We start from the raw sequence: 11,936 nt of genomic DNA, 5'->3' as shown, positions 1-11,936 counted from the left end.
CTTTTTATTTATCACTGAGGATGTGGAAAGCTGGTATTCACCCACAGTCCCCCTTATGGTGAAAGTTAGTAGTAAACAATATCATCCGTACCTTCGCCACCGGTATTATCGCCACCGGTGTAATCGCCTCCGGTACCATCACCACCAGTGCCATCGCCGCCGGTATTATCACCACCGGTATTATCGCCGCCGGTACCATCACCACCGGTACCATCACCGCCGGTACCATCGCCACCGGTATTATCCGGATTGTCCGGAATTACAGGCTCTTCCGGAGTGCCAGGATTGTTGGGATCATCCGGAGTCTGTGTAAGATCCGGATCCAGAACCAGTTCTCCCTCTGTTTCTTCATCAGGAATTTCATAGAAGTGCTGGTCGCAATATTCTGTAGGCACAGTGCCAACATCAAAATACTCTTCAATAACCGGGCACCCTGTACGTGGCAGAAGACCTGTCTCAGAACAAATGCTGATTTTCTCAACACTGGACGGCTGCTGGAAGTCACGGTATTCCAAACCTTCATGGATCCTGGACATAACCTTTCTCCATAAGTTCTTGTGGAAGTTACGGGCATCATCCGGGATCTTCTGATTATCATCGTAGCCGGACCATACAACACATGTGTAATACGGCGTAAATCCTGCAAACCAAAGGTCATTGTACTGGTCGGTAGTACCAGTCTTACCTGCAACTGCCATATTATCCAGCTGACATGCAGTACCTGTACCCTGCTGCACTACATCCTCCATAGCGCTGGTAAGAAGGAAAGCGGTGCTTTCTTTGATCACAGACTTTTCAGCAGATGTATTCTCGATCAGTACATTGCCATTGTGATCAAGGATCTTGGTGTAATAAACAGGTTTGATATAATTGCCGCTGTTGGCAATGGTAGCGTATGCTGCACACAGGTCGATGTTGGTAATACCATAGGTAAGTCCTCCAAGTGCCATTGGGAGATTGGCATCTGTGTAAACATTGCCATTGGCATCTGTGTCTGCTTCTGTTCCATGAGCCAGAGTGGAGAATCCAAAGTTGTCCAGGTATTGCAGGCCAAGTTCTGGAGTTACCTGCTCCAGGCATTTGACAGCCACAACATTGATGGAGTTACGGATCGCAGTACGGATAGTAGTTGTACCGCTGTAGGAACCACTTGCATTCTTCACCGGTTGTCCGCTTGGGTAATTGTAAGGCTCATCCTCAAAGGTAGTTGCCAGGGACATGCCAAGCTCATTCAAGGCTGGGGCATAAGTGGAAACAATCTTAAAGGTAGAACCAGGCTGACGGGTAGAATCTGTGGCACGGTTCATGGTCAGGCTGGCTGTCTTCTCACCACGGCCTCCGATCATAGCCTTTACATAGCCGGTATGCTGGTCGATAACGGTCATGGAGGACTGGGGCTGTGGTGCGAAATTCACACGCTCTGCTACTACCTGGCTGCCATCGGAAAGGATGTCTGCCTTATAGCGATCCACATAGGTCTGTCCTTCTTCCTGTGAATCAAACAGCAGGTCAAAGGAAGGATCCTCGTTCTGGAAATAAAGCTTCATCATCTCTTTGCTGTAGTTTACCTGCTCACCGGCAGGAGTCTTCACAGTAAGTGCATAGTCAAGTGCATACTGGACATAATCCGGATAATTACTAGGGTCAGCATATTCTTCATCAAGGATCTTCTGGATGGAAGGACTCTGTGTGGTCATAACCTTCAGACCACCGCTGTACAGCATATTCTGTGCCTGAGTCTTGGTATATCCTTTGATATTCATCAAGTCATTGATGATCTGCTGGTTCAGGGCATCCTCAAAGTAAGAATAAATATTACTGTCTGTCTGGGTCTGCTCAGCTTGTGCAGCCTGGATCCTGGAATACACATCATCATTCAGTGCTTCGTCATACTGTGCCTGGTCGATATATTCCTGATCCAGCATATGCTGAAGGACTTCCTTACGCCTTTTGGCATTTTCCTTGGGGTTGCTGATAGGATTGTATTTGGTAGGAGCCTGGGTAATACCTGCCAAAGTAGCACATTCTGAAAGATTCAGATCCCATACATCTTTGTTAAAATACTGACGGGATGCTGCCTGTACTCCATAAGCACCTGCACCAAGGTTGATGGTGTTCAGATAGTTCTCAAGGATCACATTCTTATCACCGATCTTTTCCTCAATCTGAACTGCCAGGTACTGCTCCTGAAGCTTACGGGTAATACGCTCGATTTGGGTGGACTCATTTGTCCAGTTGGTAAATACGTTATTCTTAAGAAGCTGCTGGGTAATGGTACTGGCACCCTCTGAAAAATGACCGCCGGATGTAAGACCCTTTACGGCAGCACGCAGGATGCCTCGCACATCAATACCATTATGCTCGTAAAAACGCTCATCCTCTATGGCTACAACTGCATGCTGCAGATCCAGGGGAATCTGGTCGATGGAAACAGGAAGTCTGTTGGCATCCGGAGCAGCCAGCTTACGGATCTGATTCCCTTCATCATCATACAGGAATGTGGCATAGCCAAGGGGCATGATATCTACATTCTCTACATCGGGGGCATTTGCGATCACTCCACGGACAGAGCCGATCCCCACACAGGTAACTACTACACAGAGTGTGATCAGACCCATAAACAGAAGCCGGATCAGTGAAACATGTGCTCTTTGTCCCATCATGGAAGAACGGGAGATGAGAGCATTACGTTTCCGTGCAGTGGATTTTTTTCCGTAGTTCATGATATTCCTCCTTTATAATCCGTTCTATTATATCAAATAAGTATAAGTAATTAAAGCATGAAATGAAAAATTCACATTTTTCATAAATTTATAAGAAATAGAAATCATACTCTAACCATAACCGTATTTGACAGAAGGTATTCAGAAGAAAAGGGAAAATAATTGTATTACAAGAAGGGGACTTTGCAGGTCCTCTTCTTTTTTTACAAAATGATTGACGGAGAAACATATTTTCATTATCATTAAGGAAGATTCATATGAAAGACGATTTGTGAAAAAATATATCATAAAAGGGTACCAAAGACCATGGAGGCTGTGTGAAATGCAAAAAGAGTATAAGACCGTATATGCTGGCGGTGAAGGAGAGATTATCGAAAAGAAATCCAGGTTTATTGCGACTGTGCGGCCGGTGGAAAGCGAAGAAGAGGCACTTGCCTTCATAGAGGAAATGCGTAAGAAATACTGGGATGCAAGACATAACTGCTATGTGTATTCTGTTGGGATGAACCGGGAAGCTACCAGATGCAGTGATGATGGGGAACCATCCGGTACAGCCGGAAGACCTATGTTGGATGTGATCCTTGGACAAGATATTTATAATGTGGCAGTGGTTGTTACCAGATACTTTGGAGGTGTGCTTCTTGGAACAGGCGGACTGGTGAGAGCCTACTCTTTGGCAGTGCAGACAGGGCTTGCGGCTAGTACGGTGATCACGAAAAAACTGGGGATTTCCCTGAAAGTAGAAACGGATTATTCTGGGATCGGCAAGATCCAGTATATTGCAGGGGAAAACGGTCTGCCCATCCTGGATTCAGAATATACGGATAAAGTAATTCTCCACCTGCTGGTACCGGAAGATCAGGTACAGCAAGTGAAGAAGCATATTACGGAAGGCACAAGCGGACGTGCTTCCATGGAAAAGATAAAGGATGTTTATTTTGCTGATGTAAATGGAGAAACAAAAATCTGGGAATGCTGATCATCTGATCAGCATTTTTCTGGCTCCGGATATTCCACACCAAAGGTCTCTACAGTTATGGAATGGATCTGCTGTTCATCCAGCGGTCTGTCGCTGTAATCAGTTTCTTCTTCAGCGATACGGTTTACTACTTCCATGCCTTCTATTACTTTGCCGAAAGCTGCATAGCTGCCATCAAGATGTGGGGCGTTCTTATGCATGATGAAGAACTGGCTGCCTGCAGAATCAGGATGCATGGCGCGAGCCATGGAAAGAACACCGGCAGTATGCTTAAGATCATTGGCAAAGCCATTCTGTGCAAATTCTCCTTTGATGCTGTAGCCGGGGCCGCCCATACCGGTTCCATCCGGGCATCCTCCCTGGATCATGAAGCCATAGATCACACGATGGAAGATCAGGCCGTCATAGAAGCCTTTTTTGACAAGGCTGATAAAGTTATTCACTGTATTGGGGGCAATTTCCGGATAAAGCTCTGCTTTTATCACATCTTGGTTTTCCATAGTAATGGTTATGATTGGGTTTGTCATATTGAAATCTCCTTTATAAGTATTGTAAATCCTTAATTGTTTTATTATAATATTCAGAGAATGAATGTGCAAGAAAAAGAAAAGGTGGTTACTAAAAGAAATGATTATAGAGACCAATTCAGCCGAAGAAACCTTTGCATTGGGAAAAGCTCTTGGTGAAAAGGCATCCCCAGGTCAGATTTATACCCTGGATGGTGATCTGGGCACAGGAAAGACCGTGTTTACCCAGGGGGTTGCAGCAGGACTTGGGATCACAGAAGCGATCAGCAGTCCCACATTTACCATTATACAGGAATATGATACAGGCAGGCTTCCGTTATACCATTTTGATGTATATCGTATCGGAGATATTGAAGAAATGGAAGAAATCGGATATGACGATTACTTTTTCGGAGAAGGGATCTGCCTCATCGAGTGGGCAGATTTGATCCGTGAGATCCTTCCGGAACATGTGATACGAATCACCATAGAAAAAGACCTGGAGAAAGGTTTTGATTACCGGAAGATTACGATAGGAGAATAAAAATGAGAATTTTAGCATTAGACAGTTCAGGAATAGTAGCAACTGTAGCAATTGTGGAGGATGATAATCTTCTGGCAGAATATACAGTGAATTATAAAAAAACCCATTCCCAGACTTTACTTCCCATGTTGGATGAGATCGTAAAGATGACAGAGTTTGATCTGAATACGTTAGATGCAGTGGCAGTGGCAGCAGGCCCTGGCTCTTTTACAGGACTTCGTATCGGGTCAGCTACAGCAAAGGGGCTTGGGCTTGCTCTTGACAAGCCGCTGATCCCGGTTCCTACAGTGGAAGCACTGGCATATAATCTTTATGATGTGTCCGGGCTTGTCTGCCCTATTATGGATGCCAGGAGGGGTCAGGTGTATACAGGGATTTACAGATTTAAGGACCACAGGCTGGTTCAGGTAGAAGGGCAGATGGCTGTGCCCATCCAGGAGCTGATTGGCATTTTGAACCGGCTGGAAGAACCAGTGACTTTCCTGGGAGATGGAGTGCCAGTGTTTAGGGAAACGATCCAAGCTGAGCTGAAGATGCCATTTTCTTTCGCACCTGCACATGTGAATAAACAAAGAGCGGCTGCGGTAGCTGCTCTGGGAGAGGTTTATTACAAAGATGGCAGGATCCAGACTGCAATGGAGCATATTCCGGAATACCTTAGGCTTTCCCAGGCTGAGAGGGAACGGGTCCAGAGGGAGGGAAAAGCATGATCCTCAGGGAAATGCTGGTAGAAGACCTGGATCAGGTCATGGAGATAGAGAAAGACCTTTTTTCTGTTCCCTGGACAAAGGAAGGTTTCCTTACTTTTGTGCTTAAGGACAATGCTATGTTTCTGGTAGTAGAGGATAAGGGAGAGATTATTGGGTACTGTGGGCTTCTGATGGTTCTTGACGAAGGTGACATTACGAATGTTGCAATCAAAAGAACCCGCCAGAAAGAGGGAGTTGGCGGGTTCCTTATGCAAAGTTTAATCAGACTTGCCGGTGAGAGAGGGATTACCACCATTCATCTTGAAGTCCGCGCGGGAAATTCTGGGGCTATTCGTCTTTATGAACGCTCTGGATTTACCAGAGATGGGATCCGTAAAGGTTACTACTCTGATCCTGTGGAGGATGCGCTTCTTATGACGTATCGCCAGAATTGAATATGCAAGGCTTTCAAAGAGCAGGCCGCAGGATGCGATCAGGCTGATCAGTAAGCCAGCTTTTTTACCGGGTGCATGGAATTTTAATTGGATTTCATGTGCCCCTTTTTTTAACGGAAATCCTGCAAATGCTTTGTTTACAGTCTGTACTGGAATTTCTTTACCATCTATAAATGCCTGATATCCTTTGGCATAGGCAAAGGATGTGACAAAATATCCATCCTGATCCATGGAAATGGTGCCTTTCAATAATTCACTGCCTTTGGTGCCTTGATTGTGGAAAGTGACGATCCCTGGATGATGAAATGTGGATAATGGCAAAGTATAGGCAGTAATATTGGTTATTTTATAATTTCCTTTTGAAAATACCAGATCCAGATTGGAAAGTCCTTTTTCGGAAGAAAGCATATAGGTAAAGGTATTGTTTTGGTTGGGGTAGGGTGCATTGCTTCCGGAAAGACAGTTCTTAATTCCATTTATGGAAACAGAAATATCTGAAGCTCCATCGTAAACTACATCAAAGGAAACCAACAACAGTTGTGATGCGGAGATATTTTTTGGGAGATTTCGGGTGATGGATATCTGTTTCTTTGTGCTTTTTCTGGCAAAAAAGTTTTCTGGCAGAGCGTAAGGCTTCATCTGGGACTGATAGGCAGAACTATTCGATAATCCGAAATCAGATACAGAATTATCTGATGATCTGGAACTGGATATAGTACTGTCTGATGCCACTGAATCAGGTACAATCGTACGGTTGACAAGAGTATCCAGGTTCTGGGGATAGGTCAGTCGGTCAAAGGAAGCTTCACTTATAAGCGAAGTACTTCCATAAGCCAAAGGAAGTACCTGATCATTTTCAGCCAGAACATGGCCATTTTTCTCGGCCTTTATCTGGTATCCGGCAGGCAGCTGTTCTTTGGTTGTCTGGATATAACGTACGCCCATCAAATATTCTTGAAAAGGATTGCTGTGCATGGTGACTGCAACCCGGTTGCGGTTACTGATGGAGTTGCGGAGAGTATCATAATAAAATTGATTGTAGGTACTGTTAGATACGGAAGAGTAGATGCTGCTCCTGTTCTGGGTACCCCATACCATATAATTGCTGTTGGTGTACGGACGCTCCAGAGTATCCATCCTTGCTTGTGAGTCCTTGCAAAGCTTCAAGATCTGGCTGTCGGAAAAAGTACTTCTGGAGTCATCTGTGGCAGAAACATATTCTTCCCTTCCGGATTTATTCAGATAAATCTTGGCAGGCAGCACCAGGATCAGGAGAAAAGCCAGTCCCTGTGCCAGAAGCTTTCTTTTTTTACAAATTGATCCGGAAGCAGAAAATAAGACCAGACATAACCCATCTAATGCCATCAGAATCTTGAACTGGTTATCATGGGAAACAAAAAGAATCTGTACGATAACCGGAATCAGACAGCATAGTGCAAGGGGAAGGCTGTGACGGATTCGCCGGGCTTTTAATTCTTCCAGTGTAAGTGCTGTCAGGTAAAGGATCAGCGGCATGAATGGGATCAGGCTTTTGGGACGCACATATAAGGTTCCATTCAGGATCCAGTAAAAAATATTAAAAAATAAAAAACACAGTAAAATGCAGGCAAAGGATCGGGTTGATTTTCGACGGATGCTTAATAAAACTGTGTAAAGGCAGATCAGGGTAAGCCCGCATCCATAAACACTGTAAAGAAGACTGTCCATTGTTGGGTTGACAGTAAGGATCTTGTACAAAGGAGTAGGAGCTACATCTTTTTTATTTTCCAGGATGGCAAGTCCGGTGGGCAGCAGAACTGCCATGGACAAACAGACTGCAGCTGCAGTACTGAGAATGTAGCCGGACCACAGTTTTATAAAACGTCTGGGAACTTTGCTGTAAACTTTGCACAGGCTTTGGGTAGAGAACCAGTAATACAGAGTACAGGATGCAAAGCAGGCAGGGAAAAAGTAAAAGCTATGGAATAAAATCATCAGGTAAGAAAAAACGATGCCCATATTTGTCCGTGTTTTTTGAGGAAAACTATTAATCATGGATTCCGCCTGCTGGTCAATGGCAATCAGCGTCAGGATCACAAAAGGCAGGTAGTTTACAAACATGATTTGTCTGTGAGCCTGAAACAGACAGTTTGCACAAAGGTAAAGGAAGCCTGCACAAAAACAAGATGTGTCTGTAAGCCCCTTTTTGTAAAGCCAGTAATATAGGAGAAAAATCCCAAGGAAAATCTCAAAAACTGCATACCCCTGGATGATGGCGGCAACGGATATATCAGGTAGAAAATACGATAAAAGTACATCCGGTCGGAGCATCCCGTAGTAGGACAAGGCAAAAAAGTTGGTACCTCCTCCAAGACCAGAGAAATCGGGAAGAAGCTGCCCGGTGGCATAAAAGTGCTTACGCATATAATCTGCAAGAGTAACATGCTGGCAATACCAGTCTGTCTGGGAGCCGTACATGCTACCGGATGGAAGTGTAAGTAGAATCAGCAGTGAAGCTGCACCAAAAAGAAAGAGAATGCACAGCAGACTGCGTCTGGTAAGTTTTGGTTTTTGATTCAAATTCATAATGTTCCTTTCCTGTCTGACGAATCTTATATCGACCGTGCAGATTTTACATCAAAAACAGAAGTAAGGCAATCACTTTTGAAATTTCTTTTTTGACTTGCATTCTATAATAAACATAAGAGATGAAAATATACATTAAAAAAATATAAAAAATTCTTAAGAATATGAAAAGAAAAGCGGAAGGTATTCCAAACAGGTTTTTACTTGTTTTAGAATCTGGATTGTGATACACTTTTTCACAGAAAAAAGTAAAGAGGAATAAGAAATATATGTTAGATATTTGTCTTGTTGGAACTGGCGGCATGATGCCTTTGCCCAGAAGATGGCTTACAGCACTTATGACCCGGTATAATGGCAGCAGCCTTTTGATTGACTGCGGCGAAGGTACACAGGTGGCTATCAAGGAAAAAGGATGGAGCTTTAAGCCTATAGATGTGATTTGTTTTACCCATTACCATGGAGATCATATCAGTGGTCTTCCAGGACTGCTTCTTACCATGGGAAATGCAGACCGTACAGAGCCATTGACCCTGATTGGGCCAAGAGGGCTGGAACGAGTGGTAAATGCCCTACGTGTGATTGCACCGGAATTGCCTTTTGAAATTCGATTTATGGAGATCACAGGCGCAGAGCAGACTTTTGAAATAAATGGATATCGTATCACTGCATTTAAGGTAAATCACAATGTACTTTGTTATGGATATACCCTGGAAATTTTAAGACAGGGCAGATTTTCGCCGGAAAGAGCCAGAAGCCAGGGGATTCCCCTGAAATTCTGGAATCCATTACAAAAAGGTATGACAATGGAAGAAGACGGAGTAGTATATACTCCAGATATGGTTTTAGGACCGGACAGAAAAGGATTAAAAGTTACTTATACAACAGACACCCGGCCTACAGAGTCAATTTTGAAAAATGCAAAAGGTTCTGATCTTTTTATCTGTGAAGGAATGTATGGTGAAGAAGATAAGGTGGAAAAGGCAAAAGGGTATAAGCATATGACCTTTAAGGAAGCGGCTTTCCTTGCCAGGGATGCAAAAGTAGAGCAGATGTGGCTCACTCATTACAGCCCTTCCTTGATCCGTCCGGATGATTACATGGATAAAGTCAGAGAAATATTCCCAAATGCCTGGCCTGGCAAAGATGGGAAGAGTCTGGAATTAAAATTTGAAGAGGAAGACGAAAAAAATGAAAGATAATTTGATCCTAGCGATAGAAAGCTCCTGCGATGAGACAGCAGCATCGGTTGTAAAAAACGGCAGAACCATTTTGTCAAATGTTATCTCATCACAGATCGAGCTTCACAAATTATATGGTGGTGTTGTACCGGAGATTGCATCCAGAAAGCATATTGAGAAGATTAATCAGGTTGTGGAACAGGCACTTTCGGATGCAGGAGTAACATTAGACGATCTGGATGCTATAGGTGTTACCTATGGTCCTGGCTTAGTGGGGGCGCTTCTGGTGGGCGTTGCAGAGGCAAAGGCCATTGCTTATGCCAAAAAGCTTCCATTGGTAGGCGTGCATCATATTGAAGGGCACGTGTCTGCGAATTATATTGAACATCCGGATCTTGAGCCGCCGTTTTTATGTCTGATCGTTTCCGGAGGGCATACCCATCTGGTGATCGTAGAAGATTACGGGAAATTCCGCATTCTGGGAAGGACAAGGGATGATGCGGCTGGAGAAGCTTTTGATAAGGTTGCAAGGGCGATTGGACTTGGATATCCGGGAGGACCAAAGATCGATAAGCTTTCGGATGAAGGTAATCCGGATGCTATTGTATTTCCAAAAGCCAAAATCGAAGATTGTCCATATGATTTCAGTTTCAGTGGTGTGAAGTCAGCGGTGCTAAATTATCTAAATGGTGCAAAAATGAAAGGGGAAGAAGTAAACCGTGCAGACATTGCTGCTTCTTTCCAGAAAGCAGTGGTGGATGTACTGGTAGAACATACTATGCAGGCGGCAAAGGATTTCCATATGGATAAAGTGGCTATTGCAGGAGGAGTTGCTTCCAATAAACATCTTCGTGAGGCTATGGAAAAGGCATGCAAAGAGAATGGCTTCCGCTTTTACCGCCCGTCTCCTATTTTTTGTACAGACAATGGAGCAATGATCGGGGTGGCTGCTTATTATGAATTTATGAAGGGAACGAGACATGGGTGGGATCTGAATGCAGTTCCTAACCTGAAATTGGGAGAGCGTTGAAATGAGTGAGAAATGTACTGCAATTGTTCTGGCGGCAGGAAAAGGAAAGAGAATGCACAGCAAAATACAGAAACAGTTTCTGGAAATACAGGGATATCCGGTGCTATATTATTCCCTGCATTGTTTTCAGGAAAGCAGTATGATTCAGGATATTATTCTGGTAACAAGTGAGGATGTTATTTCCTATTGTAAAGAGCAGATTGTGGATAAGTACGCATTTTCAAAAGTTACCAGGGTTATTCCTGGTGGGAAAGAACGGTATGATTCTGTATATGCAGGGTTACTGGCTTGTGACAATCCAGATTATGTATTTATACATGATGGTGCCAGGCCGTTTATTAATGAAGAGATTCTAAGAAGAGGGCTTTCGGCTGTACAACAGACAGGAGCTTGTGTAATTGGTATGCCTTCCAAAGATACCGTAAAGATTGCGGATACCCAGGGAAATGTACTGGAGACACCAGATAGAAATTGTGTATGGACGATCCAAACACCGCAGATTTTTTCTTATGCTTTGATCTGCAGGGCACATGAAAGCATCCGAAAGAAGGATATGAGCAAGGTGACAGATGATGCTATGGTTGTGGAGCAGGAAACAGGAGTGAAAGTGCGGTTGGCACAGGGCTCATATAGGAATATAAAGATCACAACGCCAGAGGATCTGAAAATAGCACAGGCCTTTTTTCAGGAGAACTAAAAAAGATTTGAAAAACTAAAAAATTGTGTTGACACAAGGCATGATTGGTGATAAAATAATCAGGCACTGACAGAGAAAAGGTTGGTGTATGTATTTACAAACATCTGGAGAGATATCGAAGTGGTCATAACGAGGCGGTCTTGAAAACCGTTTGTCCGCAAGGGCGCGTGGGTTCGAATCCCACTCTCTCCGCTTCTTGCAGGAAAATAAAAAAGTGCTTGACAAAGCATGGCCTGTGAGTTATAATAAATAACGCTTCATTTGTGAAATGAAGAGTTGTAGGGCGATTTGGAGAAGTACCCAAGCTGGCCGAAGGGGCTCCCCTGGAAAGGGAGTAGGTCGTTAATAGCGGCGCGAGGGTTCAAATCCCTCCTTCTCCGCTTGGATCTGAAAAGATTCAAAAAGTTGTTGACAATGGCAGGAGATTATGATATAGTAATCAAGTTGCTAACAGACAACACGAACATTGATAACTAAACAGTGAAACACATACGATTCTCGAAAATTCTTTAACACTACGATCACTTGACGAAGCGAAGCTGAGTTTAGTGAGAGTGCGGTTCGGTTTTT

The 11,936-nt window shown here is 43.9% G+C and carries 9 protein-coding genes, 2 tRNA genes and 1 pseudogene; 9 read left to right on the top strand and 3 right to left on the bottom strand.

Features of this window, described 5'->3' with window-relative positions; translation table 11 throughout:
* Nucleotides 1-65: 65 nt before the first annotated feature.
* Entirely contained in the window at nt 66-2,723 is a 2,658-nt protein-coding gene (locus OCV61_RS13995; RefSeq protein WP_158422319.1) for a transglycosylase domain-containing protein, read from the bottom strand.
* 322 nt (nt 2,724-3,045) lie between these two features.
* Between OCV61_RS13995 and OCV61_RS13990 the strand changes: the two genes are divergently transcribed.
* Nucleotides 3,046-3,702, top strand: coding sequence for a YigZ family protein (locus OCV61_RS13990; RefSeq protein WP_158422318.1), 657 nt, complete (start codon nt 3,046-3,048; stop codon nt 3,700-3,702).
* Nucleotides 3,703-3,710: 8 nt separating this feature from the next.
* On the opposite strand, the gene OCV61_RS13985 is transcribed toward OCV61_RS13990, so the two are convergent.
* Entirely contained in the window at nt 3,711-4,229 is a 519-nt protein-coding gene (locus OCV61_RS13985; RefSeq protein ID WP_158422317.1) for a peptidylprolyl isomerase, read from the bottom strand.
* Nucleotides 4,230-4,329: 100 nt separating this feature from the next.
* On the opposite strand from OCV61_RS13985, the gene tsaE reads away from it, so the two are divergent.
* The 3 genes and pseudogenes from tsaE to rimI all read left to right on the top strand — a co-directional run.
* Entirely contained in the window at nt 4,330-4,752 is a 423-nt protein-coding gene (gene tsaE, locus OCV61_RS13980; RefSeq protein WP_158422316.1) for a tRNA (adenosine(37)-N6)-threonylcarbamoyltransferase complex ATPase subunit type 1 TsaE, read from the top strand.
* A gap of 2 nt (nt 4,753-4,754) precedes the next feature.
* Nucleotides 4,755-5,462 (top strand): tRNA (adenosine(37)-N6)-threonylcarbamoyltransferase complex dimerization subunit type 1 TsaB, encoded by a 708-nt coding sequence (gene tsaB / locus OCV61_RS13975; RefSeq protein WP_158422315.1) that lies wholly within the window; start codon nt 4,755-4,757, stop codon nt 5,460-5,462.
* A pseudogene (gene rimI / locus OCV61_RS18835) lies at nt 5,459-5,818 on the top strand (ribosomal protein S18-alanine N-acetyltransferase); the annotation flags it as partial. The gene tsaB and the pseudogene rimI, both read left to right, overlap by 4 nt.
* On the opposite strand, the gene OCV61_RS13965 reads toward rimI, so the two are convergent.
* Nucleotides 5,720-8,461, bottom strand: a complete 2,742-nt coding sequence (locus tag OCV61_RS13965; RefSeq protein ID WP_158422313.1) for a YfhO family protein — start codon at nt 8,459-8,461, stop codon at nt 5,720-5,722. The pseudogene rimI and the gene OCV61_RS13965 overlap by 99 nt on opposite strands.
* Nucleotides 8,462-8,730: 269 nt before the next feature.
* Between OCV61_RS13965 and OCV61_RS13960 the strand changes: the two genes are divergently transcribed.
* The 5 genes from OCV61_RS13960 (at nt 8,731) to OCV61_RS13940 (ending at nt 11,746) form a co-directional block, all read left to right on the top strand.
* A complete protein-coding gene (locus OCV61_RS13960; protein WP_158422312.1) occupies nt 8,731-9,660 on the top strand; it encodes a ribonuclease Z in 930 nt (309 codons plus the stop codon).
* Nucleotides 9,650-10,669, top strand: coding sequence for a tRNA (adenosine(37)-N6)-threonylcarbamoyltransferase complex transferase subunit TsaD (gene tsaD, locus OCV61_RS13955; RefSeq protein WP_158422311.1), 1,020 nt, complete (start codon nt 9,650-9,652; stop codon nt 10,667-10,669). Before OCV61_RS13960 ends, tsaD begins: the two co-directional genes overlap by 11 nt.
* Before the next feature lies 1 nt (nt 10,670).
* The gene (gene ispD / locus OCV61_RS13950; RefSeq protein WP_158422310.1) at nt 10,671-11,366 is read left to right on the top strand and encodes a 2-C-methyl-D-erythritol 4-phosphate cytidylyltransferase; all 696 of its coding nucleotides are present in this window, start codon (nt 10,671-10,673) and stop codon (nt 11,364-11,366) included.
* Nucleotides 11,367-11,472: 106 nt separating this feature from the next.
* Nucleotides 11,473-11,558: transfer RNA gene (locus OCV61_RS13945), tRNA-Ser, on the top strand.
* A 98-nt stretch (nt 11,559-11,656) separates the two neighbouring features.
* Nucleotides 11,657-11,746 (top strand) — tRNA-Ser (locus tag OCV61_RS13940).
* Nucleotides 11,747-11,936 lie beyond the last annotated feature (190 nt).

This window comes from Blautia ammoniilytica (assembly GCF_025566965.1).
Lineage (GTDB): Bacteria > Bacillota > Clostridia > Lachnospirales > Lachnospiraceae > Blautia_A > Blautia_A ammoniilytica.
Note: the sequence above shows the minus strand (reverse complement) of the source record. Positions and strands in the feature narration are given on the sequence as shown.